The 26386-nt window shown below is 58.3% G+C and carries 27 protein-coding genes; 14 read left to right on the top strand and 13 right to left on the bottom strand.

Translation table 11 applies throughout. The features are described 5' to 3' along the window. Positions 1-147 precede the first annotated feature (147 nt). The 3 genes from VCA57_RS05685 to VCA57_RS05695 all read right to left on the bottom strand — a co-directional run bounded on the left by VCA57_RS05685 (position 148) and on the right by VCA57_RS05695 (position 1553). Positions 148-366, bottom strand: coding sequence for a hypothetical protein (locus VCA57_RS05685; protein WP_411183993.1), 219 nt, complete (start codon positions 364-366; stop codon positions 148-150). A gap of 105 nt (positions 367-471) precedes the next feature. Continuing rightward, positions 472-1161, bottom strand: coding sequence for a DUF4197 domain-containing protein (locus VCA57_RS05690; RefSeq protein ID WP_411183994.1), 690 nt, complete (start codon positions 1159-1161; stop codon positions 472-474). A 74-nt stretch (positions 1162-1235) separates the two neighbouring features. Continuing rightward, positions 1236-1553, bottom strand: a complete 318-nt coding sequence (locus VCA57_RS05695) for a putative quinol monooxygenase (protein ID WP_411183995.1) — start codon at positions 1551-1553, stop codon at positions 1236-1238. A gap of 162 nt (positions 1554-1715) precedes the next feature. On the opposite strand from VCA57_RS05695, the gene VCA57_RS05700 reads away from it, so the two are divergent. After that, positions 1716-2297, top strand: a complete 582-nt coding sequence (locus tag VCA57_RS05700; RefSeq protein ID WP_411183996.1) for an NAD(P)H-dependent oxidoreductase — start codon at positions 1716-1718, stop codon at positions 2295-2297. Between the two features lie 187 nt (positions 2298-2484). Here VCA57_RS05700 and plsB read toward each other — a convergent pair whose 3' ends face one another. After that, positions 2485-4968 carry a glycerol-3-phosphate 1-O-acyltransferase PlsB gene (gene plsB / locus VCA57_RS05705; protein WP_411183997.1) on the bottom strand — a complete coding sequence of 828 codons (2484 nt, stop codon included), beginning with the start codon at positions 4966-4968 and terminating at the stop codon, positions 2485-2487. A 250-nt stretch (positions 4969-5218) separates the two neighbouring features. Between plsB and VCA57_RS05710 the strand changes: the two genes are divergently transcribed. The 7 genes from VCA57_RS05710 to VCA57_RS05740 all read left to right on the top strand — a co-directional run bounded on the left by VCA57_RS05710 (position 5219) and on the right by VCA57_RS05740 (position 11511). Further along, entirely contained in the window at positions 5219-5527 is a 309-nt protein-coding gene (locus VCA57_RS05710; protein WP_411183998.1) for a hypothetical protein, read from the top strand. Between the two features lie 19 nt (positions 5528-5546). Further along, the gene (locus VCA57_RS05715; protein WP_411183999.1) at positions 5547-6389 is read left to right on the top strand and encodes a DUF692 domain-containing protein; all 843 of its coding nucleotides are present in this window, start codon (positions 5547-5549) and stop codon (positions 6387-6389) included. Further along, positions 6386-7084 (top strand): DUF2063 domain-containing protein, encoded by a 699-nt coding sequence (locus VCA57_RS05720; RefSeq protein WP_411184000.1) that lies wholly within the window; start codon positions 6386-6388, stop codon positions 7082-7084. Before VCA57_RS05715 ends, VCA57_RS05720 begins: the two co-directional genes overlap by 4 nt. Before the next feature lie 52 nt (positions 7085-7136). After that, complete coding sequence (locus VCA57_RS05725; protein WP_411184001.1) at positions 7137-7736, top strand: DoxX family protein; 600 nt, start codon at positions 7137-7139, stop codon at positions 7734-7736. A 229-nt stretch (positions 7737-7965) separates the two neighbouring features. Next, positions 7966-9285, top strand: coding sequence for an OprO/OprP family phosphate-selective porin (locus VCA57_RS05730; protein WP_411184002.1), 1320 nt, complete (start codon positions 7966-7968; stop codon positions 9283-9285). Positions 9286-9371: 86 nt separating this feature from the next. Beyond that, positions 9372-10292: a ParB/Srx family N-terminal domain-containing protein gene (locus VCA57_RS05735; protein ID WP_411184003.1), complete on the top strand. Its 921-nt coding sequence runs from the start codon at positions 9372-9374 to the stop codon at positions 10290-10292. Between the two features lie 94 nt (positions 10293-10386). Further along, a complete protein-coding gene (locus VCA57_RS05740; protein WP_411184004.1) occupies positions 10387-11511 on the top strand; it encodes a GNAT family N-acetyltransferase in 1125 nt (374 codons plus the stop codon). A gap of 31 nt (positions 11512-11542) precedes the next feature. Here VCA57_RS05740 and VCA57_RS05745 read toward each other — a convergent pair whose 3' ends face one another. Beyond that, positions 11543-11812 carry a DUF2790 domain-containing protein gene (locus tag VCA57_RS05745; RefSeq protein WP_411184005.1) on the bottom strand — a complete coding sequence of 90 codons (270 nt, stop codon included), beginning with the start codon at positions 11810-11812 and terminating at the stop codon, positions 11543-11545. A gap of 416 nt (positions 11813-12228) precedes the next feature. On the opposite strand from VCA57_RS05745, the gene VCA57_RS05750 reads away from it, so the two are divergent. Then, complete coding sequence (locus VCA57_RS05750; RefSeq protein WP_411184006.1) at positions 12229-12969, top strand: MgtC/SapB family protein; 741 nt, start codon at positions 12229-12231, stop codon at positions 12967-12969. Positions 12970-12993: 24 nt separating this feature from the next. Here the strand turns inward: VCA57_RS05750 and VCA57_RS05755 are convergent, their stop codons facing one another. The 4 genes from VCA57_RS05755 to VCA57_RS05770 form a co-directional block, all read right to left on the bottom strand. Then, complete coding sequence (locus VCA57_RS05755; RefSeq protein ID WP_411184007.1) at positions 12994-14826, bottom strand: ABC transporter ATP-binding protein; 1833 nt, start codon at positions 14824-14826, stop codon at positions 12994-12996. 147 nt (positions 14827-14973) lie between these two features. Continuing rightward, positions 14974-15528, bottom strand: coding sequence for a peptidylprolyl isomerase (locus tag VCA57_RS05760; protein ID WP_411184008.1), 555 nt, complete (start codon positions 15526-15528; stop codon positions 14974-14976). 12 nt (positions 15529-15540) lie between these two features. After that, complete coding sequence (locus VCA57_RS05765) at positions 15541-16353, bottom strand: alpha/beta fold hydrolase (RefSeq protein ID WP_411184009.1); 813 nt, start codon at positions 16351-16353, stop codon at positions 15541-15543. A gap of 13 nt (positions 16354-16366) precedes the next feature. Further along, positions 16367-17293 carry a LysR family transcriptional regulator gene (locus VCA57_RS05770; protein ID WP_411184010.1) on the bottom strand — a complete coding sequence of 309 codons (927 nt, stop codon included), beginning with the start codon at positions 17291-17293 and terminating at the stop codon, positions 16367-16369. A 71-nt stretch (positions 17294-17364) separates the two neighbouring features. Between VCA57_RS05770 and VCA57_RS05775 the strand changes: the two genes are divergently transcribed. From VCA57_RS05775 to rarD, 3 genes are all read left to right on the top strand, one after another. Continuing rightward, positions 17365-17679, top strand: a complete 315-nt coding sequence (locus VCA57_RS05775) for a 3-phosphoglycerate kinase (protein WP_411184011.1) — start codon at positions 17365-17367, stop codon at positions 17677-17679. A 150-nt stretch (positions 17680-17829) separates the two neighbouring features. Continuing rightward, entirely contained in the window at positions 17830-18429 is a 600-nt protein-coding gene (locus tag VCA57_RS05780; RefSeq protein ID WP_411184012.1) for an FMN-dependent NADH-azoreductase, read from the top strand. Between the two features lie 254 nt (positions 18430-18683). Next, a complete protein-coding gene (rarD, locus tag VCA57_RS05785) occupies positions 18684-19592 on the top strand; it encodes an EamA family transporter RarD (protein WP_411184013.1) in 909 nt (302 codons plus the stop codon). A gap of 6 nt (positions 19593-19598) precedes the next feature. On the opposite strand, the gene VCA57_RS05790 is transcribed toward rarD, so the two are convergent. Next, entirely contained in the window at positions 19599-20015 is a 417-nt protein-coding gene (locus VCA57_RS05790) for an anti-virulence regulator CigR family protein (RefSeq protein ID WP_411184014.1), read from the bottom strand. A gap of 173 nt (positions 20016-20188) precedes the next feature. On the opposite strand from VCA57_RS05790, the gene VCA57_RS05795 reads away from it, so the two are divergent. Continuing rightward, on the top strand, positions 20189-21541 hold the full coding sequence (locus VCA57_RS05795) for a DEAD/DEAH box helicase (protein ID WP_411184015.1): 1353 nt from the start codon (positions 20189-20191) through the stop codon (positions 21539-21541). 69 nt (positions 21542-21610) lie between these two features. Here VCA57_RS05795 and VCA57_RS05800 read toward each other — a convergent pair whose 3' ends face one another. Next, positions 21611-22591, bottom strand: coding sequence for a zinc-dependent alcohol dehydrogenase family protein (locus VCA57_RS05800; protein WP_411184016.1), 981 nt, complete (start codon positions 22589-22591; stop codon positions 21611-21613). 158 nt (positions 22592-22749) lie between these two features. Between VCA57_RS05800 and VCA57_RS05805 the strand changes: the two genes are divergently transcribed. Next, the gene (locus VCA57_RS05805; protein WP_411184017.1) at positions 22750-23472 is read left to right on the top strand and encodes a substrate-binding periplasmic protein; all 723 of its coding nucleotides are present in this window, start codon (positions 22750-22752) and stop codon (positions 23470-23472) included. Between the two features lie 11 nt (positions 23473-23483). Here VCA57_RS05805 and VCA57_RS05810 read toward each other — a convergent pair whose 3' ends face one another. Next, complete coding sequence (locus tag VCA57_RS05810; RefSeq protein WP_411184018.1) at positions 23484-25718, bottom strand: LTA synthase family protein; 2235 nt, start codon at positions 25716-25718, stop codon at positions 23484-23486. 202 nt (positions 25719-25920) lie between these two features. Continuing rightward, positions 25921-26109 (bottom strand): hypothetical protein, encoded by a 189-nt coding sequence (locus VCA57_RS05815; protein WP_411184019.1) that lies wholly within the window; start codon positions 26107-26109, stop codon positions 25921-25923. Positions 26110-26386 lie beyond the last annotated feature (277 nt).

Raw genomic sequence — 26386 nt, forward strand, 5'->3', positions numbered from 1 at the left:
TGCCAGTGGGCTGCCAGTTTGCCGACGGTAGGTGTAGGGCAATGTATCTCAAGACCCAGGCTCTCAAAGAAGCATCGAATGAAATCATAGTGCCGGTTGATTTGAAGCTGATTTCCGGCCAGTTCGTATATTTTTTTCTCGATGCTTTTAACGATCTGAGGGTTCGGACATCTCCATGTAGAGGGTCATCCCCAGCCAGCTGGAGCCAGTAGTGAACAGCAAGTCGTTCGATGGCAAATCTGAACTCAAAGGCAGCGTACGATAACAGGATATTTTTTTACCTTCATCGCTCGCATCCAGCCATTTCCGACCAAGATCGATATGGTGGTGAAGATCTATGTTGCGGTTATCTGGTATCTCGATCATTAATCACCTCCCTTGATGCATGATTCTAAATAGTCAGTTTTTACTCCCCCGTCCATAAAAAGCCAGCCCTCACGGTCTGGCTTTTTCACATCTACCTAACTCTTCTTACAACGCCCCAAACACCTTCTTCGCCAAACTGGTCGCCGCTGCTGCCGGGTTTTCGCGGATGCTGGCTTCTTGTTCGGCAATCATGGTGAACAGGCCGTCTAGCGCTTGTTCGGTCACGTAGTTTTCGATGTTGGCGTTTTTTGCGTCGATCACGCCGAAGCTGGCGGCTTGGCCGGCGAAGCTGTTGTATTGCTTGGCCAAGCCGACTTGGTCGGTGGCTTGTTTAACGATGGGCAGGAACTTGGCGCGGATTTGTTCGCGGCTGGTTTTGCTCAGGTATTGGGTGGCGGAGTCCTGCGGGCCGCTGAGGATGCTTTTAGCGTCTTGCACGGTCATCTTCTTCACCGAGTCCACCAGCAGTGCCTGGGCTTGCGGTACGGCGGCTTCGGCGGCTTTGTTCATGCTGGCTTCAAGCTGATCAACCTGCGCGCCCATGCCCATCATTTTCATGGTTTTTGCGGCTTTGCCGAGTTTGCCCGGCAGTTCAATGCGCACGTCTGGGTTGTTGCTGAAGCCGCCGGGTTTGCCCAGTTGCTGCACGGCCACTTTGGCCCCTTGGGTGAGGGCGTCCTTAAGGCCGCCGCTGGCGTCGCTTTGCGTCAGGTCACTGAGGGACAGGGCGAAGGCGGGGGCGGACAGCGCCAGGCTAGCGAGCAGGGTGACGATGGCGGTAGTGGAGCGAAGCATGGGCACATTCCTGTTGGTGGGCAATTGTCCGAGCTTAGCGGAGTGCGCCGCCTAGGCAAACCCATGGGCGCTGCTTAGCGGTTGGCTGAGGACGGGCTGAGCATGTCGATACGGCGGATATCGAAGTCGCGGCTCAGGTAGTCCATACGGTGCTCAAAAAATCGCTGCATGTGCGGCAGGGCGGAGTGCACGTCCAGGTGCGCTTTGCTTTGCCAGATTTCGTAAAAGATAAACAGGGTCGGGTCTTGTTGGTCGCGCAGCATGTGGTACTCGATGCAGCCAGGCTCGGCGCGGCTGGGCTGCACGTAGGCGCTGAACAAGGCCTGAAACGCCTCGGATTGCTCCGGCTTGGTGTGGGCGTGAAGGATAAAACCGTAGGGTTGTTCGCGCATGGCAGGCCGCTCCGCTTGTTGATGGGATTGCTGCAGTTTAATGATGCGTTTAGCCGACTATTCATGCCTTTTTCGCAAATATGATTTGCCTGGGCCTAGGTTTTTCCACTCGTGTGAGGGCGTTAGCCTACCGGTCAGCTACTTCTTACCGAGGCATTACCTGTGAAAAAGATTCTTCTGCTCAACGGCGGCAAACAGTTCGCCCATTCCGAAGGCCGCTACAACCAAACGCTGCATGATGCGGCGATTAGCTACCTGGATCGTTCGGGCTTTGATATGCGCGAAACCTTTATCGCAGGCGGTTATGACATCGCCGAAGAGGTGCAGAAGTTCCTCTGGGCTGACGTGATCATTTATCAGATGCCCGGCTGGTGGATGGGTGCGCCCTGGACTGTGAAGAAGTACATCGACGAGGTTTTTACTGAGGGTTATGGCAGCCTCTACGCGAATGACGGCCGCACCCGCTCTGACGCCTCGCAAAAATACGGCAGCGGCGGTTTGCTACACGGCAAGCAGTACATGATCTCGGCCACGTGGAACGCGCCGCAGCAAGCGTTTGATGACCCTAGCGATTTCTTTGCGGGCAAGGGTGTGGATGCCGTGTACTTGCCGTTCCACAAGGCTAACGAATTCCTCGGCATGACTGGTTTGCCGACTTTCCTCTGTGTGGATGTGATGAAGATGCCGGCCATTGCCGCTGACGTGGCGCGTTATGAGGCGCATCTGGCCAAGGTGCTCGGCTAAGCGCGTTGTTTAGCCTGCGCTCAGGTGAGAAGCGATGCCGCTTATTCGCTGCGCGTGGCCTCTAACTCGCGCCGCACCCTATTGGCCATTACCCGCCTAGGCGCGGTTTCTCTGCCAGCAGGCGCTGCGCTTCGGCGCGGGCGCGCTCGGCGTGTTGCTGGTGAAACGCCGCGCGACTGGCCATGGCTTAAACCGGCTCCTGGGCGTCTTCGTTGCGGTCCATGGCCACTTGGCGAATCGACAGGCGAATCTCTGCCGGCAGTACGCGCTTGGCCGCGCCTTCGGCCAGTTCGCTGAGCAGCGGGTGATGGCTGAGTTTGCCGGCTGAGTCCTGACGCAGCACGCCTTGGTCCTGCAGGCTCTGGATAAAGTGGCGGAACAGGCTCTTGTCGAAGAATTCCGGGGCATTCAGGCCATGCAGGATCGACAGGCGCTGGGCCATCACGGTGCACAGGTCTTCCAGTTCTTCGGCGCTGATGGCGTTCTGCCCGGCATTGAGCAGCAGGGCGGTGGCCATGTAGAAACGCTGCAGGGTTTGCACGATGGCGCGGGCCAGCAGGGTGAGCAGGACGAACTCGCGTGAGCTTGGCGCTGGGCGCACGTACATGTCGCCATCCAGCTTGAGCAAGCCTTGCTCGACAAAGGCGGCGAGCCACTGGTCGACCACGCCGTCCAGCTCGTCCAGGCTCCAGCGGATAAACAGCTCGGATTGCAGGTAGGGGTAGAGCGCGCGGGTAAAGCGCAGGATCTGTTCGCGGCTCATTCGCGCGCTGCTCTGGAAGAAGCTCGCCAGCAGCGCCGGCAGGGCGAAGATGTGCAGCACGTTGTTGCGGTAGTAGGTCATCAGAACGGCGTTGTGCTCGTTCAGGTAGAGAATTTTGCCAAGGGCGTCCTTCTGTTCGGCGAGCAGATCCATCTTCTGCACGTACTCGATCAGCGCCTGGCCGTTGCCGTCCGGCAGGGTGGTGTGCGGCGAGTAGGGCACTGTGTGCAGCAGGGCCAGATACAAGTCGAGCACCCGCGCGAGGGCGCGGTCATCCAAGGCCAGCTTACTGGTGGACAACAACGCCAGGGCCACCAGGTTGACCGGGTTGATTGCCGCCGCCTCGTTGAGGTGCTGAGCCACGCGCTCGCTGAGGTTGTTGGTGGCTTCATTCAGCCAGGCCGGGCGGTACTGGGTGCCGTAATCCTGTTCGCGCCAGTCGGGTTGCTCGCTGTCGAGAAATTCCGCCAGTTTGATCGGCTCGCCGAAGTTGACCCAGACATGGCCGAAACGCTGCTTGAGGGCGCCGATGACCTTGAAGATGTCGAAGATCGATTCCTTCTTCTTGCTCGCGCCGCGCAACTCGCCAAGGTAGGTGCGGCCTTCCAGCACGCGCTCGTAGCCGATATAAACCGGCACGAACACCACCGGCAGGCGGTTGCTGCGCAGGAAACTGCGCAGGGTGATGGCCAGCATGCCGGTTTTCGGCTGTAGCATGCGCCCGGTGCGCGAGCGACCACCTTCAACGAAGTACTCCACCGGGAAGCCCTTGCTGAACAAGGTGTGCAGGTATTCGTTGAATACGGCGGTGTACAGCGGGTTGCCCTTGAACGTGCGGCGCATAAAGAACGCGCCGCCACGCCGTAGCAGACCACCGATGACCGGCATGTTGAGGTTGATGCCTGCGGCGATGTGCGGCGGCGTCAGGCCGTTGCGGAACAGCAGATAGGACAGCAGCAGGTAGTCGATATGGCTGCGGTGGCAGGGCACGTAGATCACTTCGTGGCCCTGGGCGACGTCCTGCACACCTTCGATGTGGTTGACCTTGATGCCGTCGTAAATCTTGTTCCAGAACCAGCTCAGCACCAGCTCAAGAAAACGGATGGCGGTGTAGGTGTAATCCGAAGCGATCTCGTTGCCATAGCGCAGCGCCTGGCTTTCGGCCTTTTCCAGGCTGATGCCTTCACGTTCAGCCTCTTCGGCGATAGCTTGGCGCACCTGCGGGCCATGCACCAGACCTTTGACCAGGTTGCGTCGGTGCGAGACATCCGGGCCAATCACGGCGGCTTTCTGATTGCGGAAGTGCACCCGCAGAATGCGCTGCACCATGCGCAGCGTGCGCTCGTGGCCTTTGTCCTGCTCAATCAGCTCGCGCATATGGATTGGCGTGGAGAACTGCACGCGGGTTTTGCGGCCGAGAATCAGGATGCTGACCAGGCGGCGCAGACGGCCGGTAACCGCCCAGCTGTCAGCAAATAGCAGCTTCCATGGGCTGGTTTCGCGGTCTGGCGACTGGCCCCAGAACACGCTGACCGGAATGATTTGCGCATCGTCCACGGCATGCTGGCTGAGGGCGCTGACCAGGCGTTGCAGGGTTGGCGAGATCCCGCGCTTGTCCTGGCGGCCGAGCCAGTCGGGCTCTGGCGTCAGGTAGAAGAAGGCTGCTGGCTCCAGCAGTTCACCCACCGCCACTGGCAGCACCGGGCGTGGCAGGCCGGCCTTGCGGCATTCCGTATCGACCACCGCCAGATCACTCAGCGACGGCTGTTGCAGCACGTAAAACACCGGCTTACTGCGGTCGAGCTTGAGGGTAAAGGCTGACTGGTTGATGGTTTCCGAGCGCACCCAGAGGTACAGCAAACGGCGCAGGGTGCCAAAAACGAGACGGCGAAGCGGGGATCGGGTCATACGGAGTCTGCAGGCTTTGAAAAACGAGCATTTGCTCGGGGGGCGTAGTGTGCCGGATCAGTTGGCTGGCGGCAAAAATCTTCGTGTGTCGAGCGTCGCCGCAACAGGGGGCGGGTGTTGATGCCTGCCGGCCGCTGGGCAGCGCTGCGCGGGAATATTTGCCCGGGGCTGTAACAGCCACGGTTCGGCTGCGTCTATTGGGCCGAGGCAGCCAATTGGCTGCAACCATGAAAGCCATTGGAGAGTTGCCATGAAACATCTGAACAGCGTTGTTGCTTCCCTAGGTGTCGCCCTGCTGAGCAGCGCCGCTTTTACCGTGCAGGCCGCTAGCAATCCATTCGCGGCGCAAGAACTGAGCAGCGGTTATAGCGTGGCGGCTGGCGAGAAGTCTGCTGAGGGCAGCTGTGGTGAGGGCAAGTGTGGCGGTGAAATGAAGAAAGCCGAAGGTGAAGACAAGCACGCCGAAGGTAGATGCGGCGGCGAAGCCAAGAGCGCGCCCAAGGCTGCTGCCGAGGGCAAGTGCGGTGAAGGTAAATGCGGCGCTGACAAAACCGAGTAACTGAGCGCAGGGGACGGATATGCAGATGGATTTCGTCACCGGTGCTGGGCTCGGCCTACGCCGTGGCTTGCTCGGCGCACTGCACGATTGCAGCGCCCGTGAGCTGGACTTCCTCGAAGTGGCGCCGGAGAACTGGATCGGCGTAGGCGGGCGCTTGGGCAAGCAGTTGCGCGCGCTGAGTGAGCGCTTGCCGCTGCTCTGCCATGGGCTGTCCCTCAACCTTGGCGGTTATGCGCCGTTGGATATCGAGCTGCTCAAGGCGATCAAAGGCTTTCTCGATCTGCATGGCGTGCGTGGCTACAGCGAGCATCTGGCGGCCTGTGCCGACCATGGCCAGCTGTATGACCTGATGCCGCTGCCGTTTTCCGAGGAGTCAGTTGCGCGCATCGCCGAGCGCGTGCGTGTGGTGCAGGACGTGCTGGAACGCCCGCTGATCATCGAGAACGTCTCGGCTTATGCGCAGTTGCCGGGTGAGCTGGATGAAGCAGCGTTTGTCTGCGCGGTGTTGCAGCGAGCCGACTGCCAGCTGCTGCTGGATGTGAATAACGTCTTCGTCAACAGCCGCAATTTCGGCTTCGACGCGGCGGCTTATATCGCCGCCATGCCTAGCGCACGTATTGCTTACCTGCATGTGGCTGGGCATTACGACCAGGCGGCTGATTTGAAAATCGACAGCCACGGCGCGCCAGTGATTGATCCGGTCTGGACGCTGTTGGCGCAGGCTTATGCGCTGCATGGCGTGCGCCCGACGCTGCTGGAACGCGACTTTAACTTCCCGCCGATTGCCGAGCTGTATGCCGAGGTGGCGCAAATTCGCCAGCTGCAAACAGCGGCAGCTCCGTTGCGGAGTTACGGCACGTGAGCGGTGTAGCGCTGCAACAACAGTTTGCCGCAGGTATTCGCCGGCCAGGGCAACAGCCCTTGCTCGACGGCATCACGGCTGCGCGCATGGCGGTTTACCAAGAGCTGTTTTTTAACAATATCGAAGGTTTTATCAGCGGCGCATTTCCGTTGCTGCAGCGTTTGCTCGATGCTCCGCGCTGGCAGCGCCTGGTGCGCAGCTTTATCGCCGAGCATCAGGCGCGCACGCCGTACTTTCTGCAGATCAGCCAGGAATTTCTCGCCTGGTTGCAGAGCGGCTATACCGCCGAGGCCGGTGATCCGCCGTTTATCTTGGAGCTGGCGCATTACGAATGGGTCGAGCTGGCCCTGGATGTCAGCGAGGCCGAGGTGCCGGAACAGGGCTGGTCACCATTGGCCTGGCCGCTGGCCTATCAATGGCCGGTACAGCGCATCGGGGTGGACTTCCAGCCTGCCGTGCCGCCCAGCGAGCCGACCTGCCTGTTGGTCTGGCGCGATCTCCAGGACAAGGTGCGCTTTATGCAACTGAGCCCGTTCGCCTACCAACTGGCAACACACCTACAGGCCGGTGCCACTGCGAACGCGGCCCTGCATGCATTGGCTGGGCAACATGGCCTGAGCGCCGACAGCCGCTACTTGAATAATGCCCAGACGCTCTTGGATGACTGGCAACGCCAGGCGATCTGGTGCTCTTAAACCATTGCGTCAGGGCAACCTGGCACCTGCCGCCACTTTTGGGAGATGCAATATGCTGAGCTTTTTAAATCGACTTCAGGATGCTCTGGATGCGACTCGTCGCCTGGACTTTCTCGGCCCGCTGCTGCTGCGGCTGTATCTGGTGCCGGTGTTCTGGATGGCCGGGACGCACAAACTGGCGGATATGGATGCCACCGCCGCCTGGTTCGGCAACCCGGATTGGGGGTTGGGCCTGCCATTCCCGGAACTGCTGGCTTGGGCGGCGGCGTTGACCGAGGCGGGCGGGGCGTTGCTGTTGCTGTTCGGCTTGGCGGTGCGCTGGGTAAGTATTCCGTTGATTGTGACCATGCTGGTGGCGATTTTTACTGTGCATTGGCCGTTCGGTTGGCAAGCGATTGCCGATGCCAGCGCGCCGTTCGCCAATGAGCGGGTCATGGCCTCGGTAGAGAAAATTGCGCGGGCCCGCGAGCTGCTCAAGGAACATGGCAATTACGATTGGCTGACTAGCAGCGGCAAACTGGTGGTGCTGAACAACGGCATCGAATTTGCGGCCACGTACCTGATCATGCTGGTGGTGCTGTTCTTCAGCGGTGCCGGACGCTGGTTGAGCCTGGACTACTGGCTGAGCAAGGTGCTGCGCCAGCGCCCGTGATGACAAGGTTGCCCGCCGCCGCTTCGGCGTGCGGGTCGCTGGAAAAGTACCGGTTTAGAGCGTCTGCCGCTACTTATAGGCAAAGGAAGTAAAAAGTTCCGCTGTAATCAAATATTTATATATCAGCAACTGCGCTGAAATATCCCGCCGCCAAGATTCCCTCCAGCACGAACGAGCCATAGCGCTCGGGTGTTTTTGACACTTAAAAAGTCTATTAGAGGAATCTTCGATGATCCGTAAGCACAGCTTTCGTGGAGTAATGGCCGGCTTCGCAACCAGCGCTCTGGCTCTGGCCGTTTCCGCCCAGGCTTTCGCCGGTACCGTCACCACTGACGGCGCCGATCTCGTGGTCAAAACCAAAGGTGGCCTCGAAGTCGCTACCACCGACAAAGAATTCAGCTTTAAATTGGGCGGCAAACTGCAGTGGGATGCCACCAACTTCGATGGCCTTCAGGCTGCCGATCAAAATAAGCCGTTCGATGACACCTTCAACACCTTTATCCGCCGTGGCGAAATCGGCCTGGAAGGTGTTGCTTACAAGGATTGGGGTTGGGGCGTGCGTCTGAGCTATGACGGCTCCGAAAACGGTACTGATGTTGATCGTGCTTATGTCACTTACAGCGGTCTGGACTTCGCCACCTTCACTGTTGGCCAGTACGGCGGTGAATACGGTCTGGAAAACACCACCAGTTCTTCGTGGATCACCGCGATTGAGCGTCCGTTCATGTACGACTTCCTCAATGGCGACGAAGATACCAAGTTTGGTTTGATGGCCAAACACTCCGGTGACAACTATGGCGTGATGGCTCAGGTTGCTCATTACGACCAGAAAGAAACCGCTGATGACGGTAACGATGAACTGTACGGCTACACACTGCGCGCACATTGGGCGCCTTACCTGAACGGCACTGATGTCGTTCACCTGGCTGCCAACTATCACAGCAGCAACCCTGACGATAACCGTGCGCGTGCACGTACCCGCATGGGCATCCGTAGCGACAATGATTTCCGTCTGACTCTGGGTGACGTACGCGTAGCTGATAAAGACAACGAGTGGGTGCTGGAGTCGGGTGCTCAGTTCGGTTCTTTCCGTGGCCAGGCTGAATACTTCCAGCGCAACATTTCCGGTAAAGACCTTGCCGGCGCTAACTCTGATGTGGATATCAGCGGCTACACAGCCCAGGTTTCCTACATGATTGGCGCCGCTCGTGGGTATAAAGGCGGTGATGGCAAGTGGGACAAGCCAACCGACATGAAAGGTACCTGGGAAGTTTTCGCGCGTTACGAGAACACCACTGTTGACTCCGACGCGACTGCTATTCCTGGCAACCTGGGCCTAAACGATATCGTTGCCGCGAATACTGGCGATGAGTTCGAAGCAAGCGCCATGGTCGTGGGTGTCAACTACTTCGCTACTCCGGCAGTACGTGTGAGCCTGAACTACGTTGACTACCAAGTGGACAACATTGATACCTCTCGCCAAGTAGACGGTAAAAATGTTCAAGACGACGGTAAAGCAATCGTTGGTCGTCTGCAGTACGTGTTCTAAGTAACACTGTTCAAACGTTGCTCCTTTCTTTGAGCCCCGCCTTGTGCGGGGCTTTTTTTCGAGGTTTTTTCGTGGAGAGCATGCTGATGCGTATTTTTGCTGTATTGCTACTGATGGTGGGGTTGAACGCGAGTGCACTGGCCGAGGATTATCGCAGCGCGAAGCCAGGGGATCTGTTGCATGTGCATCTTGAACAGTTGCACCCAACTCAGGCGGTGGTGGGTTATGACCAGATTTATTACAAGCTCGGGCGCTTTGCTAAGGAGCCGAGCAAACTCTTTGATGAGTACTGCGAAGCCAATGGCCAGGGTGAAAGCAGCAAGGTCTCTAAAGGGGCCAGCCTACAGCAGCCAGAGAGCTTCAATTGTCAGGGTGATGTGGCTTCACACAGCAGCGAAATGAAAACCGTGATCGTCGGTCCTGAAGGCCAGCTGTACCTGACCGATGGTCATCACACCTTTACCACGCTGTGGGAGCAGCCAGGTGCTGGGCCGCAGCTGCAGATGTGGGTCAAAGTCACCGACAACTTCAGCGACAGCTCGGATTTGGCCAGCTTCTGGCAGCGCATGCAGGCAGCACGTAAGGTCTGGCTCAAGGATGGCCAAGGGCAGGCGATTACGCCTGAACAGTTGCCGGCACAACTCGGTTTGGCCAGCCTGGCGGATGATCCTTACCGCGCATTAATTTATTTCACTCGTGAGGTGGCCTATGACAAGCCGCGCTCGGGCGATGTGGCACCAGAGTTTCTTGAGTTCTACTGGGGCAACTGGCTGCGTGAACAGCTCAAGCTGAGTGAGTATGACCTGCGCGACAAAGGTGATTACCGTGACGCAATTGGCGAGGCCGCCAAGCTAATGGTGGCGCTGAACGCTGACAGTCTAGTTGGTGATAGCGGTTTCAAGGCCCGAGAGCTGGGTGGGTACTCTGCCATTGACCGCAAGGAGATGGGCAAGATGGCCAATGGCAAGCTGAATTTTATGATCGCCTATAAGGCGACGCGCCCATAGGGGTTAGACGGGCTACTGCCGATTGCTCTGGTAAGCGGTAACAGCGCCCTGCTTGGCGGTATAGTGCAGCCTTGTTCGAACCGCCGAGCTGCCGATGTTGCCGACCCACTTAAATGCCATCCATGAAGTTAATGCCAGTCAGTGGGATGATCTGCTGACTGCGGCGCAGCCGTTCTTGCGTCATGCCTTTCTCTCAACCCTTGAAGACAGCGGTAGCGTCGGTGGCCGCACGGGTTGGCAGCCGGCTCATGCGCTGCTGACTGGCGAGCAGGGCCAGTTGTCGGCGGCCATGCCGGGCTATGTGAAAAGCCATTCCTACGGCGAGTACGTGTTCGACCACGGCTGGGCCGATGCCTGCCACCGTGCAGGCATTGATTATTACCCCAAGCTGCTGGCGGCTATTCCATTTTCGCCAGTCACGGGCCAGCGCATTTTGGGTACGCCGCAGGCCGCCGGGCAATTGCTTGATGAGCTAACCGGCAGCCTGGCGCAGCAGGGTTTGTCGAGCTTGCATGTCAACTTCACCACGGAAACCGAGAATGCCTTGTTACAGGGGCGCGAGGGTTGGTTGCAGCGCCTGGGTTGCCAGTACCATTGGCGTAATCGGGGCTATAGGGATTTTCAGGACTTCCTCGACGCGCTCAGTTCGCGCAAGCGCAAGCAGATGCGCAAAGAGCGTGAGCAAGTGGCGGGGCAGGGCATCGAATTTGACTGGCGAGAAGGCCATCAGCTCAGCGAGCTGGAGTGGGATTTCGTCTACTTGTGTTACGCCAATACCTACCGCGTGCGTGGCCAGTCGCCCTATCTGACGCGCGCATTCTTCAGCCTGCTGGCCGAGCGCATGCCCGAGATGATCCGCGTGGTGCTCGCCCATCAGGCCGGTAGACCAGTGGCCATGGCCTTTAGCCTGGTCGGCGGCGACAGCTTCTACGGGCGCTACTGGGGTTGTTTGGCCGAGTTTGACCGGCTGCACTTCGAGACCTGTTTCTACCAGGGCATGGACTACGCCATTGCCAATGGGCTGCAGCGCTTTGACGCTGGCGCACAAGGCGAGCACAAGCTGGTTCGCGGCTTTGAGCCGGTTATCACCCACTCCTGGCATTACCTCTGTCACCCCGGCTTGCGGGCTGCCGTGGCTGATTTTCTTGATCAGGAGCGTCTGGGTGTACGTGGCTATGCCGAAGAGGCTGTGGCTCAGTTGCCGTATCGGCAGGTTTGACGGGCGTGCACGGCACGCCCTTTGCGGTGACTCAACTGCTCAGGTGACGACCGCCCCACTCGAGGTGCTTGAGTTTGCGTACTTCGCCGTTGCTGTCTTCATAAACCACGATGACCGGGACGACGCCTGCTTTGCTTGAGTTGTCAGTTCGGTAGAGGACTTTCTGCACATCGACATCCATGCCGTAGTGGTACTCAACGGGGGTGATGCCGATACCAATGTGGTTGTGGTTGGCGTCTTCTGCGAACACGCTTGGCGCGAGGCTGGAGAGCAGAGCGGTAACCATGGATGCAAGTTTCATATGTGCCGTTCCTCGATATGGGATCGATCTGAAGTGCTGGAGCTGTCCAGGCCTATCACAGGAGGTGAGATCACATCATGCAGGTCTGGAACGGGGTCCAATCTGGAATCGCAAGGCATTGCCTGCCTGAGGCTATGACTAACGTTATTGGAAAGCAAGCAAGCTATTAGTCTTATATTGATTGGCTGCGAACATCTCAGCTAGGTCGCGCGCCGTGTGCTGTTGCCCCTTCGGGAAATCAGCACATTGTGGGGCTGTTTCACGCCCCACTGCTGATCGAATACCACGAGGCGACCCAGGCGTACGATGGCCTAGTGGCGGTTGGGTGATGGCTGTCACCGTATACTCTGCTGCGGGCTACCTAGGCTTGCTCAGGGCCATGCTGAATATCTGTCTGCTGTCGTGCGAGGTGTGTTGTGAGTGTATGGGCTCTGTTGGATGAGGTCTGGTTGCTGCCGGGTGTGGCGGTCAATCTGACGCTGTTCATCAATATGCTGGGTGCGCTGGTGCTTGGCCTGTTGGTCGGTTATGAGCGTTCTTACCATGGCCGTGCGGCTGGTATGCGGACCTATGGCATGGTCTGTATGGCGTCTTGTGCGTTGACCGTGTTGTGTCTCTACCCGCAGCACTGGCTGGGCGATCATGTGATTGCCGGGGTTGACCCTACGCGGGTGATTCAGGGTGTGGTCACGGGTATTGGCTTTCTGGGCGCCGGGCTGATCATGAAAGACGGCATGAGCATCAGCGGCCTGACCACGGCGGCGTCGATCTGGGCATCTTCGGCCATCGGTGTGCTGGTGGGCGTCGGCTTTTATGGTGCAGCGGTGCTGCTCAGTCTGATTTCGGTCGGGTTGATGATGTGGGGCGTCAAGCTGGAGGCGCGGTTGCCTTCGCGTCCGGCCATTGCGATGATGTTGCGGTTTGTACCGAGTTTTGTACCGCCCGACGAGAGCACCCTGCGGCGTATCGCCCGCGAGCATGGTTATGAGGTTGCCGGCGGTTCCTTCACCGTGAGCTACGAGCAAGACCAGCTGGAGTGGCGTTTCGTTGCGGTGGCGGTAAATGGGCAAAAGAGCGCGCGGATCAGTGACATGGCCGGTGAGCTGGCACACCTGCCTGGGGTGGCGAAGTTTCAGCTGGCGCATGCGCGTAACTGAGCCTCGCCAAGTGCGAGCTCATCCTCAGTCGACGCCGACAAAACCTCCGGTTTGGTGTTGCCAGAGCCGAGCGTAGAGCCCGCCTTGGGCGATCAGTTGGCTGTGGCTGCCGGTTTCGACAATGCGCCCCTGATCGATCACTACCAAGCGATCCATGCGCGCGATGGTCGACAGGCGGTGGGCGATGGCGATCACTGTCTTGCCTTGCATCAGGCTGTCCAGGCTATCTTGAATGGCGGATTCGATTTCCGAGTCCAGCGCTGAGGTGGCTTCGTCCAGTACCAGAATGGGTGCGTCTTTGAGCAACACGCGAGCGATGGCAATGCGTTGGCGTTGACCACCGGAGAGCTTCACGCCGCGTTCGCCAATCTGCGCGGCGAAGCCATGGCCGCCCATGCCGTCATCCAGTAGTGAGATAAAACTGTCAGCGCGGGCCTTGGCCACGGCGTCGAGCAACTGCTCTTCGCTGGAGCCGGGTTTGCCGTAGAGCAGGTTGTCGCGGATCGAGCGGTGCAGCAGCGAGGTGTCCTGAGTAACCATGCCGATCTGCGCACGCAGGCTTTCCTGGGTCACCTCGGCGATGTTCTGCCCATCAATGAGAATGCGCCCGCTCTGCAGGTCATAGAGGCGTAGCAGCAGGTTGGCTAGGGTGGATTTGCCCGCCCCGGAAGGGCCGACCAGGCCAATTTTCTCACCGGCGGCAACGGTAAGACTCAGCCCGCTGATAACGCCGCTGGATTTGCCGTAGTGAAAGTCAATGTTGTCGAACTGCACGGTGCCCTGGCTGACTAGCAGCGGCTTGGCCTGCGGCTGGTCGAGCACCTGGCGCGGTTGGACGATGGTTTTCATGCCGTCCTGCACGGTGCCGACGTTCTCGAAGATGCCGTTGACCACCCACATGATCCATTCGGCCATGCCGTTGATGCGTATTACCAAGCCCAGGGCCAGGGCGATGGCCCCGGTGCTGATCAGCTCGTGGCTCCACAACCACAGCGCCAGCGCACCGGTGCCGACGATCAGCAGACCGTTGAGGCAGGTAATCAGAAAGTCCAACGAGGTGATCACGCGTGACTGCAGGTGGAACTTTTCAAGCAGTTCCTGCATGGCGTCGCGCGCGTAATGCTCCTCGACCTGGGTGTGGGCGAACAGTTTGAGGGTGGCGATATTGCTGTAACCGTCGACCACGCGGCCCATGACTTTTGAGCGTGCCGCCGAGGCCGCTGCCGAGCGCTCCTTGATGCGCGGCACGAAGTACCAGAGCGCGGCGCAGTAACCGATGATCCACAGTAACAGCGGCGTAATCAGGCGCAGGTCGGCGGCGGCGAACAAGTACAGCGCACTGGCGGCATACACCAGCACATGCCAGAGCGCGTCGACCACCTGCATGGCGGAATCGCGCAGCGAGGGGCCGGTCTGCATGATGCGTTGGGCGATGCGCCCGGCGAAGTCGTTCTGGAAGAAGCTCAGGCTTTGTTTGAGGACGTAGCGGTGGTTCTGCCAGCGAATCAGGTTGGTCAGGCCAGGGTTAATGGTTTGATGCGTCAGCAGATTGTGCAGGCCGAACACCAGCGGGCGGATGATCAGCGCGACCAACAGCATCCACAGCAACGTGTACTGGTGTTGTTGAAAGAACTCGCCGCTTGGGGTGTTCTGGGTCATGTCGATCAACTGACCGAGAAAGCTGAACAGCGCCACTTCGATCAAGGCGGCGACGAAGCCGACCACCAGCACGGCGATCATCAGCGGCCAGACCTGCCGTAAATAATGGATATAGAAGGCCAGCATGCCGGCCGGCGGTTCAACGTCGGGGCTGGCTTTGAAGCTGTCGATCAGGCTTTCGAAACGGCGGAACAACATGTCAGGCATCCTGCCTCGGTTGGGGAAAGAGGCTGAGTCTAGCGAGTTTGCTGGGACGAGTGTTACGAGGAGGGCGGGTTTGGCGGCTACGGTAGGTATACCAGCGCGGGGTGGGCATTAGGTTTCTGCCCACCCCGCGTGGTTGTATCAGAGGCGTTTGGCGGCAGTGATCAGCACTGGCTCGCGCGGTACGTTCTGGTTGCCTCCACGGTTGCTGGTCGGCACCTGAGCGATCTTGTCGACTACGTCCATGCCCTTCACCACTTTGCCAAATACGGCGTAACCAAAGTCACGCGAGCCGTGATCGAGGAAGGCGTTGTCTTTGTGGTTGATAAAGAACTGGCTGGTGGCGGAGTCGCGTACCTGGGTACGGGCCATGGACAGAGTGCCGCGCACGTTATGCAGGCCGTTGTCGGCTTCGTTCTTGATCGATGGTCCGGTGTCTTTTTGTTGCATGTCGGCATCGAAGCCACCGCCCTGCACCATAAAGCCTGGAATTACCCGGTGGAACTGGGTGCCAACGTAGAAACCGCTGTCGACATAGCTGAGGAAGTTGGCGGTACTGATTGGCGCTTTCTCGGCGTTCAGTTCGATTTCGATTTCACCGAGGTTGGTGGTCAGCAGCACTTTCGGATTTTCTGCAGCCAGGAGGCTGCCGGCAAACAGGATGGAGCAGGCCGCGAGGGTGAGAGTCTTGAACATGCGTGGTAGTCCTTATTGTTGCTGGGCAGTGGGGGCGGCCTGTTCGACTTCAGCAAGGAAGGCCAGCAGGCTGCTGTTGAATTGATCGGGTTGGTCCATTGGTGTGGCGTGGCGCGAATCTTCGATCACCAATAGACGTGCATTGGGCATTTCATCGACATAGGCCTGCTTCTGCGCCACTGGGGTGTAATCGCGGTCGGCGGCGATCACCAGAGTCGGACAGCTGATCCGTGCCAGGCGTTCCCGCACGCCCCAGCCGATAATCGCATCCAGGCTGGCTAGGTAGGCGCGCTTGTCGTTTTGCGGCCAGCGTTGCAGAATTTTCTGCCGCAGCTCCTGTTGCTGCGGTTTGGGGAACAGCAGTTTGCCCAGGGCTTTGGCTATGGTATCGAGGCTGAGCAGGCGCGACAGGCTCCAGCGTTTGGCGATCTCGATATAGTCACGCGGCTTTTTCGGCTTCACCTCGGGGGCGCTGTTGACGATGCACAGGCTCTTCAGCAGTTCGGGATGATCGACGCCGAGCTGAAAGCCGATCATGCCGCCCATGGAAATACCCACCAGATGCACCTGTGGCAACTGTAGATGCTCAATCAGTGCCGCCACATCATCGGCAAAACCTTTGATGCGATAACGCTCGCGGGGTTTATCCGAGCGGCCGTGGCCGCGCACGTCGAGGGCAATCACCCGGTAATGGCGCGCCAGCTCGGGAATTTGGTATTCCCAGTCGCGGGTGCTTGAACCGAGGCCGTGCACCAGCAGCACGGGCGAGCCGTAACCGTATTCCTCGAAGTGCAGCTGGCAACCGTCATTATCGAAGTAAGGCATCTACAGGTTCCTCTCAGGCAGAGGGTAGAGGCGCTGCAAAGGCAGCATTCAAGGGCGCCGCATCGAAACGCTGAATTAACTCGACCAGAATCTGCGTGGCTGGGCCCAACGGTTTGTCCTTATTCGAGTACAGGAGGAACAGTGGATTGCGGCTGCCGCCTTGTTCCAGTGGCAGGGGTTTGAGCCGGCCGTCCTTTAGCTCACGTTCAATCAGGTGGCGTGGCAACCAGGCAAAGCCTAGACCGCTGCTGACGAAGGTGGCTGCGGTAGGCAGGCTGCCGACCGTCCAGCGCTGTTCGGCGCCGAGCCAGCCAGCGTCCTTGGGTTGCTGACGGCCTGAGTCGCGAGTCACCACCTGCATCTGTGCTTCCAAATCCTGGAAGGTTACGACGCGTTGCAGGCGGTGCAGCGCATGATCGGGGTGAGCCACGGCGACAAACTCCACCTTGCTCATCTCCGCCCCAAGAAAGCCGGGAATATTCAGTGCACTAATGGCCAGGTCAGCCATGCCGTCCTTGAGCACTTCTTCCACGCCGGACAACACCTCCTCACGCAGGCGCACCCGGCAGCCACGGCTTTGCGGCATAAAGGCGGTCAGCGCCCGCACCAGGCGCGCATTGGGATAGGCAGCATCGACCACCAGGCGTACTTCAGCCTCCCAGCCTTGCTCCATATGGTGGGCCAGGTCTTCTAATTGGCTGGCCTGTTTGACCAGTTGCCGCGAACGCCGCAGCAGCACATCACCGGCTTCGGTGAGTACCGCTTTGCGCCCGTCGATGCGTAGCAGTGGTACGCCGAGTTGTTCCTGCATGCGTGCCACGGTGTAGCTGACCGAGGATTGTGAGCGGTGCAGAACTTCTGCTGCTTGAGCAAAACCGCCGTGATCGACCACCGCCTGCAGGGTGCGCCATTGGTCGAGGGTTACGCGGGGGGCTTTCATATTGATTTCCTGTGGTGCAAATGCCGACTCAATCAACCTAAACTGACCATCTTTTGCTGGAGACTGCCCTGATGAAAAAGCTTTGTTGTGCGCTACTTGCCTGCTTGCCGCTGACTGCCATGGCCTATCCGATTGAGCTGGAGAAACAGCTCAATGGCGCTGAAGTATCAGTCTCCACCCAGGAAATTGACCACAACATGGGCGCCGTACAGCTATACAACTATGGTCAACGCGATGCCAAATGCACAGCCGTCTTTCGTAACGGCCCAGAGGCTCCGCGCACTCGTCAGGCCAACCTTGCCGCCGGTGAAAGCAGCAATCTGACGTTGAAGTCCAATCGCAGCATTATCAAATTGCGGATTAAGCTGACCTGCGAGTTGATATAGCCGGCCTTATCGTACGAAGACTAAGCCGCCTCTCGCCTTAAATCAAATTAATCGATTGTTAAGTGCAGTTTTTTGTTCTTTTTAATCGATAAGGCTGCTCGTATTCTTTGCTCCATCGACTTTCAATAACTTCTCGATGGAGCAAACAGCATGGCAAACGTTCTGGTAATCGAAAGCAGTGCCCGCCAACAAGGTTCGATTTCGCGTCAGCTGACCGAGCAATTCATCGCCAACTGGCGTGCTGCCCATCCGGCCGATCAGATCAAGGTGCGTGACCTGGCGGTTGATCAGGTGCCGCACCTGGACGCTAACTTGTTAGGTGGTTGGATGACCCCAGCCGAGCAGCAGAGCGAGCCTGAGCAAGCGGCTTTGGCGCTGTCTAATCTGCTGACCGATGAACTGCTGGCCGCTGATGTGCTGGTGCTCGCTGCGCCGATGTATAACTTTGCCATTCCCAGTACCTTGAAAGCCTGGCTGGACCATGTGCTGCGTGCCGGGGTGACCTTCAAGTACACCGCGACCGGCCCGCAAGGCCTACTCAGCGGTAAACGTGCCTTTGTTCTGACTGCTCGTGGTGGCATCTACGCTGGCAGCGCTCAGGATCATCAGGAACCTTACCTGCGTCAGGCGCTGGCTTTTGTCGGTATTCACGATGTCAACTTTATCCACGCTGAAGGCCTCAATCTGGGTGGCGACTTCCTGGAAAAAGGTTTGAACCAAGCCAAGGCGCAACTGGCCCAGGCTGTCTGATCCCTCGCGTTACCTCTGCTCTCCTGGCGTCCGGTGCTCCTGGCCGTCTCTGCCCGCGCTGCTTATGCCGTGCGGGCTTTTTTATGGGGCGATCCAGTCGGCCAGGTTTTTCTTTGTTATTGCATCCGCTTAAACAGGGTTGCCGAGCTTTTTTGTACGTGAGCGGTTAAGGTCGCGGCCGTGTCGCTTTCTGGCTGTGGTCTTAACTGCAAGCCAGGCAAGATATTTCGGTCTGATTGAGCAGGGTGGCTGTGATGCAACTGTCTGGGCGCGGTGTGGCGCTGTCGATTATCGCTTCGGTGCTGTTTGCCTTAGTCCCTGGCTATGTGCGGTTGCTGGCTCCATTGGATGGCTTGCAGGTATTCGCGCAACGGGTACTTTGGTCGATTCCGGCGGTGTTGTTGTTGGTCACTCTGTCGCGGCAATGGTCGGTTGTACTGGCTGCCTGTATTCGGCTGCGGCGCGAGCCATGGTTGTTGGCGAGTCTGCCGCTGGCGGCGTTGTTGATGGGTGTGCAGTGGGCGCTATTCGTCTGGGCTCCGTTGGCCGGGCGGATGCTTGAGGTGTCGTTGGGTTATTTTCTCTTGCCGTTGGCCATGGTCCTAGTCGGGCGAGTGTTCTATGGCGAGCGGTTGCGGCCATTGCAGCGTTTGGCGGTGGTCTGCGCCTTGCTCGGTGTCGCTCACGAGTTGTGGCTGACTCAGGCGTTTTCTTGGGTGGTGATGGTCACAGTGCTGGGTTATCCGCCGTATTTCATGCTGCGCCGTTGGATGCGCCTGGATGCGTTGTCTGGTTTTGCCTTCGAGATGCTATTTATGGCGCCGGTAGCCATCTGGCTAATCGTGCAGTGGGGGCCGCCGCAGTTGTTCAGCCAAGCGCCGCAGTTATGGTGGTTGTTGCCAGGGATGGCGGTACTCAGCTCACTGGCGTTTGCGGCAATGATGGCGTCCAGTCGTCTGCTGCCGATGGGCTTATTCGGCATTCTCAGCTATGTCGAGCCGGTGCTGCTGTTTCTGGTGGCGCTGCTATTTCTTGGTGAGCGCATCGACAGTGAACAATGGCTTACCTACCTGCCTATTTGGTTGGCCGTTTTACTGGCTGGTTGGGACAGCGCGCGCCTGCTGATCAAGCAGCGGCGCAGCGCAGCGTTTGCCGAGGAGTAAGTAGGCTTAGTCCAGGATGTTGTGCAGCACTTCGTAAATGATGCCGGTGGCAATGGTGACGAGCACCATGTCAGTGCCCATTTGTTTCCACTCATAGCCGTCATAGTGGGGCAGCCTACCTTGCAGGCGGCTGTCGAAGTTTTTCGCGATGCCTGGTGGCAGTGGCTTACCTTTAGCCAGGTTTTTGGTTATGCCAGGTGGCAGGGCGCGGGTTGGGCCAATCAGGTTGTGGTTTTCACCGAGCACAATGCGAATCTGGCCAATATCAATCGACGGACCCTGATGGTTGGTATTGATGTCGCTGTGTTGGCCGCCACTCTGCTTCCCGGGGTTGTCATGTTTGGGCGCGGCAAAGCTGCCCTGCGCGGCAAGTGTTAATGCCAAGGCTGAACTGATTAAAAAGGCCTGCTGAAGGTTACGCATGGTGTGCTCCAACGCTAAATATGGCGAGATTGATGCTGGTTTGAGCGCCGGACTATCACTTTGTTCAAGGGCGGCGGTCGTTTTATTACGTTCAATGTGCAAAGAAACTCGGCCGCAACGCCGGAAAGCGTTACGCTATGCGGCTGATTTTTTGTTTTCTGTCGAGGTTGCCCGTGTTTTCCCAATTCGCCCTGCATGAACGCCTGCTTAAAGCCGTGGCTGCGCTGAACTTTGTCGAGCCCACCCCGGTACAGCTGGCGGCCATTCCGCTGGCGCTGCAAGGGAAGGACCTGCGGGTAACCGCGCAAACTGGTAGCGGCAAAACTGCAGCGTTTGTGCTGCCGATGCTTAACCGCCTGCTGGGTGATGGCGCTTCCTCGCCGCGTATGAGCGTTCGCGCGATGATCCTGCTGCCAACCCGCGAGCTGGCCCAGCAAACCCTGAAGGAAGTCGAGCGCTTCGCTCAGTTCACCTTCCTTAAGGCGGGGCTGATCACCGGCGGTGAAGACTTTAAGGTGCAGGCCGCCATGCTGCGTCGGGTGGATATCCTGATCGGTACGCCGGGTCGACTGATTGAACATGCCAACGCCGGCAACTTGCTGCTTGATGAAGTCGAAGTGCTGGTGCTCGACGAAGCGGATCGTATGCTCGATATGGGCTTCACCGATGACGTGCAGCGCTTGTCCGAGCTGTGTAATGCCGAACGTCAAACCTTGCTGTTTTCCGCCACCAGCGGCGGTGCCAGCTTGCGTGAAGTTGTTGGCAAGGTGCTGAAAGAGCCTGAGCATTTGCAGCTCAACCGCGTCAGCCAGCTCAATGAAGGTACGCGTCAACAGATCATCACCGCGGACCATAATCACCACAAAGAGCGTCTGGTCGACTGGCTGCTGGCCAACGAAACCTACGAGAAGGCGATTATCTTCACCAACACCCGGGTTCAGGCTGACCGTTTGTACGGCAAGCTGGTGGCCAAGGAATACAAGGTGTTCGTGCTGCACGGTGAAAAAGATCAGAAGGACCGTAAGCTGGCCATCGACCGCCTCAAGCAAGGTGCGGTGAAAATTCTGGTGGCCACCGATGTAGCGGCACGCGGGCTGGATGTCGACGGGCTGGACCTGGTGATCAACTTCGATATGCCACGTTCCGGTGACGAATACGTACACCGCATCGGCCGTACCGGCCGCGCGGGCGCTGAAGGTCTGGCGATCTCGCTGATCTGCCACAATGACTGGGCGCTGATGTCGAGCATCGAGCGCTACCTCAAACAGCGTTTCGAACGCCGCAATATCAAGGATATAAAGGGTATTTACCAGGGGCCGAAAAACCTCAAGGCATCTGGTAAGGCAGTCGGGCCGAAGAAGAAAAAGATCGACCCGAAAACCGGCAAGAAGCTTGCCGCGAAAAAGCCGGTCGCCAAGGCCCCAAGCAAGCGCAACACCATCAACAAGCCTAAGCCGGATGCGCCGGTCTTGGTCAGCCAGGACGGCCTCGCGCCACTCAAGCGACGCACCCCTGCGGCTGAGTAATACGCTCGGTTGTAGAACGCAACGACGGCGGATTGGCTAGATGGCTAATCCGCCGTCGTCGTATCGGGGTTACTTCGGCACGATCAGGATCTTGCCATCGCGCTCGCCGCTGGCGGCGGCCGCAACGGCTTGCTGAATCTCGCTGACGTCATAGGTGGCGGCGACGCGGGTATGCAGTTTGCCGCTGGCGATCAGCTGTACCAGCTCGCCAAATACCTTCATTTGCTCGGGTTGACTGGCGTTCTGGAACCATTTTGCCAGCCAGAAACCGCGCAGGCTGACATCCCGGAATACAAAGGACGACGGCGACACCTGGCACGGCTGGCGGCTCATCATGCCGTAGTTGACCAGCACGCCACCCTCGCACAGGCTGGCCGCTAGATGATCGGTGGCCTCGCCGCCCACCGCGTCAATGCCCAGGCGCACGCTAGCGCCACCAGTAGCGGCGTGCACGCGTTTGGCCAGGTCGGGGCCGTCGACCAGCACCACGTCACCGCCTTCTGCCTCAACGCCTGCCACCGCTGACTCACGGCGTACCACGTTGATGGTCTTGAAGCCGCGCAGCTTGGCCAGCTGAATCAGGTAGCTGCCGACGCCCGAGTTGGCGGCGTTTTGGATAACCCAATCGCCGGGCTTGAGCTCGACGAATTGGCTAAGCAGCAACGAGGCTGTTGGCGGGTTGACCGTCAGCATCGCTAACTGTTGCGGGTCAGCTTCGGGTAGGGGAATGAGCTTGCTCGCCGCTGCGTTCAGGTGGCTGACCCACGTGCCGCAGCCCACTGGCAGCAGTACCATCTGGCCGACTTTTAACGTGCTGACTTCGGCTCCCAGCGCTTCTATCCGGCCGACCCCCTCATTACCGCCTATGGCTGGTAGAGGCGGCAGCATGCCGTATTCACCAGTAAGGGTAAGCACGTCGGACGGATTGATCGGCGCGGCCAACACCTTGATGCGCACCTGGCCTGCATCGGGCTCTGGCAGTTGCAACTCGACGGCGGCAATCACCTTGTGAGGTTGCGGGCCGCGTTGTTGGTATTCGGCTTTAAGCATGAAGGTTCTCCAGTGGCTAACGAGTGACTTGACCGGAGCAGTCTAGCCCTGTGGGTGACCCGGACGACTAATTCTGATCAATCGATCTCAGTGATAGAGCAATGCAGAGCTGGGCCATAGCCGGCTATGCTAAAGGTCGGTTTAACTCAGGTATCGCTATGAAGTGGTTGTGGGTCTGTTGTTTGCTGTCGTGCAGCCTGACGGTGTCGGCACAAGCCCTGTACGTCGGTTTTGGTACGCATAAACCACCTTATGTCTTCGAGAATGAAGCCCGTGGTCTGGAGTACGACATCGTGATGGCTGCCGCGCGGCGCGCAGGTATGGAGCCAGAGGCACACTATGCCCCGATGGAGCGCTTGAGCCTGATGTTGAAAAAAGCTCAGATTGACGTGATTGCCACTACTAATGAGCACAGTGGAGGTGGCTTTTTTTATTCGGATTCCTATATCAGCTACCAGAATGTTGCTGTGGCTTTGCGTTCAAGGAATTTGGACATTCGGCGCGTCAGCGACCTGATGCAGTATTCAGTGAGCGCCTTTCAGCGGGCGCGACTTTTACTGGGTAGTGAGTACCAGGCAATGGCCGAAGCCAACCCGCGCTACCGCGAGGAGGCTTTTCAGATTGCCCGCAATCGCATGCTTTACAGCGGGCGAGTAGATGTGGTTGTTGCGGATATGCGTATCCTTCGCTACTTCAACCGAGAGGTGTACAGCCAGGTTGATGTGAGCCAGCCGCTGACCCTATATCCGGTTTTTCCAGCCACTGAATACAAGTTGGGTTGCCGCGAGCAGGTCCATTGTGAGCGGTTCAATCAGGGGTTGGCAGCGATTAGGCAAAGCGGTGAGTACGCGGCGATTGAACGCCGCTACGCGATCTATTGATGATTTCTGCGTTAATTCGTCAAAGCATCTGAGGGGGCGATTTCGTCCAGGTTTTCCTGGGCTGCTAGCAGTTTTTCCTCGGTCTTCAATGGTGTGCTGCGTACGCTGAAATTCAATATTTCGACGGACCCGCGCCCCTGGCCAATCAGGTGGAAGGAGAACGCTTTGCGTGCCTCGGGGTTATTGAAGGTAAAACTGACTTCGATAGGTTTTTTACGCGTGAGTAGTGGTAGCTCCGGGATTACCAGGGCTACATCGCGGTCGTACTCCTTGGTCTTCAGTTGTAGCTTGCCGCCTTGGTTGTCCATATGCAGTGCGCGGATCTTTAGGGTTACCGTGGTCTGAGTGTCTGCAGCCAAGGTCAGGTATTGCGCGCCGACCAGGTTGTCGGCCCAGTCATCGCTGGCGCTAGGGTTAAGCTTGACGGGCTGATGGTTGGCGAATTGGTAACTTTGCTCACCCTGACTGCTATTGAGTGATTGGTCGAGTTGCTCGGCCTGTTGGCTGATTAAGCGTGCAGGCTTGCCGGCAAAACGCCCCAGGTAGTTTGCTGTGTCGGTAATGAAGCCAGGGCTGGCATAGCGCCGGCAAACGCTCTGGAAGTCGCACTCGGTCAGCGTGCCCTGGCCATCGTGCTGACGCAGCAGGCCATTGGTGTAGGACATGATTTCTCGGCCGTTAGCGTAGTCGCGCAGCAGGGAGCGTCCTGAAATTGTTGCGGGGATCGGGAAGGCAAAGTAGTCGAGAACCGATGCCGTCAGGTCGACATGGCCGTACACGCCTTGTTTGAGTGCCGGTAGCTGCGCTTGCTCGGGGGCCAGCAGCAGGTTGAATCCCCAGGCCGAGGCCAGGCGTACATTTTCCAAACCGTGGGATTCATCCGACGTCACAATCACCAGGGTGTCCTTCATCACGCCTTGCTGTTCCAAGGCGTTGAGGAAGTCAGCGATGGCGTCATCGAGGTAGGCAATCGCAGCCAGTTTGGCCGTTGCATGGCGGTCCAGATACTCCTGCGGTGCTGAGTAGGGCTGGTGGGTGCCAACGGTCAACAGGGTCAGCATCCAGGGTTGGCGCTTTTTACGTAGCTGTTGCACATAACCCAAGGCGCCCTCGAAGTAAGCCTTGTCGTCCATACCCCACGGGAACTCGATATAGGGCTTGTTCTTGAACCAGTCGCGGCCGAGTGTCTGCTCAAAGCCCATGCGCGGCATGATTTGGTCCTTGGCCATAAAGCGTAGCCCGGCACCTTGCAGGAAATGGGTGCTAAGGCCGCGCTCACGGAGCTGCGCGGGCAGGCACTGTTCACTACGTTCGGCGTTGTTCAACAGCTCGACGCCTTTCGGGGTGCCTGAGTCGAGTTTGTTGTAGTCGCCACAGAGCATGGCGTAGAGCCCGCGAATGGTCTGGTGGCCATGTAACACATAGTCGTAAGTGAGCATGCCGCGCTCAGCCCACTGGCTCAGGCGCGGCATCGGGTCCTGTGTATAGCTGCTGCCGATGGCCTTGCGGCTGGCCTTTAGGTAAGCACCGGTTACGCCTTCCAGGGTGATGATCAGCACGTTGCGCGCGCTACCGGCCTGCGTAAGTAGTGGCGTGCCGCTCAGGTCGAGCTGGTTTAGGGCACTGATGTCGGGTGGGCTGCCAGGTTTATCCCCAGCCAGCCAGTCGGCAAGGTATTGCTGACTGCTATTGGTGCTTTCCGCCAGCAGCTTGTGTGGCAGATTGAACTGCAGCCATTGGTCCGCTTCGCTGGGCTTTAGTTGCTGCAAGACGGTGTGCGCGGCAAACAGTGACAGCGGTAGCAGCAGCCAGGTGCTTGAAAGAGGTGTGGCGTGGCGTAGTTTTTGCCAGCTGCGCAGGCCTAGGTAGAGCGCTATCAGTAAGGCTATGGCCAAGGCTAGGGACGGCTGGCTTAAGCCTGCGCCCTGGGTCGAGTGGCTAACAAACTGTGCATCGCTCAGGTAGTGCAGGTCGGCCGGTTCCGGCATGCGGCCAACGGCGTTGACCAGCTCTGCAGTGCCCAGCGTGAAAATACCCCAAGCCAGCAATAGTGGAAGGCTCAGCAACCAAGAGCGCTGATGAAGGGTTATTAGTAAGAGGCTGCCGATTGCCAGATCAGATAGGTAGCCATAGGGATGTGACCAGCTCAGTGCGAAACGGCTGAGCAGCGGCAAACCAAGCAACAAAAAAGCGAGAACTAATAGGGAGCTTGACGGGCTTCGCAACCAATTGCAGGTGAAACGCACGGGCACTCCTGGGCATTCGCCATCGTTCAGCAACGGCAATGCCGCGACAGCCGCAACATGCGGACTGACATGATTCTGAAACATGACTGTGCTAAGCGCTAGGGGCGGGAGGTAAATGGATGAAATGGTGTGGGCGACGGAGGGTTATTTGACACTGACCAGCGCCTTGTCATTGCGAGCAAAGCGCTGCGTGGCCAGGGGGCTACTTTTTGCCGATGGTGATCTGCTTGGTGGTGCCGTACACCTGGCCGCTGACGCCTTTGGCAATTTCTTGGATTTCCCCGCCGGATTTTAGGAAGGCCTCGATCTGTGCGTCGATCGAGGCGCTGGTTTCCACGGCTGGAGCCGGCTTGGGTTTGCTGTTGGATGCTTTTACGCGCATGACGGCCATTAACCTACTCAAAAATTAATTTGGCCACGCATAGTACTCGAAATGCTTGACAATTGCTCGGTAAATAAATGCTGGAAGCAAATTGTGCGCCGATATTATTTTATATGTCGCATGTGAAATTACCGGTTATTCCACTAAGGATGCTCTGAAGTAGCCCTGTATTTCCGGTCGACTTCAGCCCTTGCTGATTTTTAAAACGGCAACTGACCAAAAAACGATCAGTATCTCGCATATTTCAGTGTTTTTAGCCGCTGCGAACGCTTCGCAGCGGCTATTC

This window comes from Pseudomonas sp. (genome assembly GCF_046581935.1).
Taxonomy (GTDB): Bacteria; Pseudomonadota; Gammaproteobacteria; order Pseudomonadales; family Pseudomonadaceae; genus Aquipseudomonas.

Bases quoted from the DNA above. Each gene is read 5' to 3' on its own strand.
- VCA57_RS05780 (WP_411184012.1), top strand. From the start codon at position 17,830: ATGGCAAACGTTCTGGTAATCGAAAGCAGTGCCCGCCAACAAGGTTCG.
- VCA57_RS05730 (WP_411184002.1), top strand. From the start codon at position 7,966: ATGATCCGTAAGCACAGCTTTCGTGGAGTAATGGCCGGCTTCGCAACC.
- VCA57_RS05695 (WP_411183995.1), bottom strand. From the start codon at position 1,553: ATGCGCGAACAACCCTACGGTTTTATCCTTCACGCCCACACCAAGCCG.
- plsB (WP_411183997.1), bottom strand. From the start codon at position 4,968: ATGACCCGATCCCCGCTTCGCCGTCTCGTTTTTGGCACCCTGCGCCGT.
- VCA57_RS05710 (WP_411183998.1), top strand. From the start codon at position 5,219: ATGAAACATCTGAACAGCGTTGTTGCTTCCCTAGGTGTCGCCCTGCTG.
- VCA57_RS05765 (WP_411184009.1), bottom strand. From the start codon at position 16,353: ATGCCTTACTTCGATAATGACGGTTGCCAGCTGCACTTCGAGGAATAC.
- VCA57_RS05755 (WP_411184007.1), bottom strand. From the start codon at position 14,826: ATGTTGTTCCGCCGTTTCGAAAGCCTGATCGACAGCTTCAAAGCCAGC.
- VCA57_RS05770 (WP_411184010.1), bottom strand. From the start codon at position 17,293: ATGAAAGCCCCCCGCGTAACCCTCGACCAATGGCGCACCCTGCAGGCG.
- VCA57_RS05800 (WP_411184016.1), bottom strand. From the start codon at position 22,591: ATGCTTAAAGCCGAATACCAACAACGCGGCCCGCAACCTCACAAGGTG.
- VCA57_RS05735 (WP_411184003.1), top strand. From the start codon at position 9,372: ATGCGTATTTTTGCTGTATTGCTACTGATGGTGGGGTTGAACGCGAGT.
- VCA57_RS05740 (WP_411184004.1), top strand. From the start codon at position 10,387: ATGTTGCCGACCCACTTAAATGCCATCCATGAAGTTAATGCCAGTCAG.
- VCA57_RS05790 (WP_411184014.1), bottom strand. From the start codon at position 20,015: ATGCGTAACCTTCAGCAGGCCTTTTTAATCAGTTCAGCCTTGGCATTA.
- VCA57_RS05685 (WP_411183993.1), bottom strand. From the start codon at position 366: ATGATCGAGATACCAGATAACCGCAACATAGATCTTCACCACCATATC.
- VCA57_RS05775 (WP_411184011.1), top strand. From the start codon at position 17,365: ATGAAAAAGCTTTGTTGTGCGCTACTTGCCTGCTTGCCGCTGACTGCC.
- VCA57_RS05690 (WP_411183994.1), bottom strand. From the start codon at position 1,161: ATGCTTCGCTCCACTACCGCCATCGTCACCCTGCTCGCTAGCCTGGCG.
- VCA57_RS05725 (WP_411184001.1), top strand. From the start codon at position 7,137: ATGCTGAGCTTTTTAAATCGACTTCAGGATGCTCTGGATGCGACTCGT.
- VCA57_RS05760 (WP_411184008.1), bottom strand. From the start codon at position 15,528: ATGTTCAAGACTCTCACCCTCGCGGCCTGCTCCATCCTGTTTGCCGGC.
- VCA57_RS05815 (WP_411184019.1), bottom strand. From the start codon at position 26,109: ATGGCCGTCATGCGCGTAAAAGCATCCAACAGCAAACCCAAGCCGGCT.
- rarD (WP_411184013.1), top strand. From the start codon at position 18,684: ATGCAACTGTCTGGGCGCGGTGTGGCGCTGTCGATTATCGCTTCGGTG.
- VCA57_RS05715 (WP_411183999.1), top strand. From the start codon at position 5,547: ATGCAGATGGATTTCGTCACCGGTGCTGGGCTCGGCCTACGCCGTGGC.
- VCA57_RS05805 (WP_411184017.1), top strand. From the start codon at position 22,750: ATGAAGTGGTTGTGGGTCTGTTGTTTGCTGTCGTGCAGCCTGACGGTG.
- VCA57_RS05745 (WP_411184005.1), bottom strand. From the start codon at position 11,812: ATGAAACTTGCATCCATGGTTACCGCTCTGCTCTCCAGCCTCGCGCCA.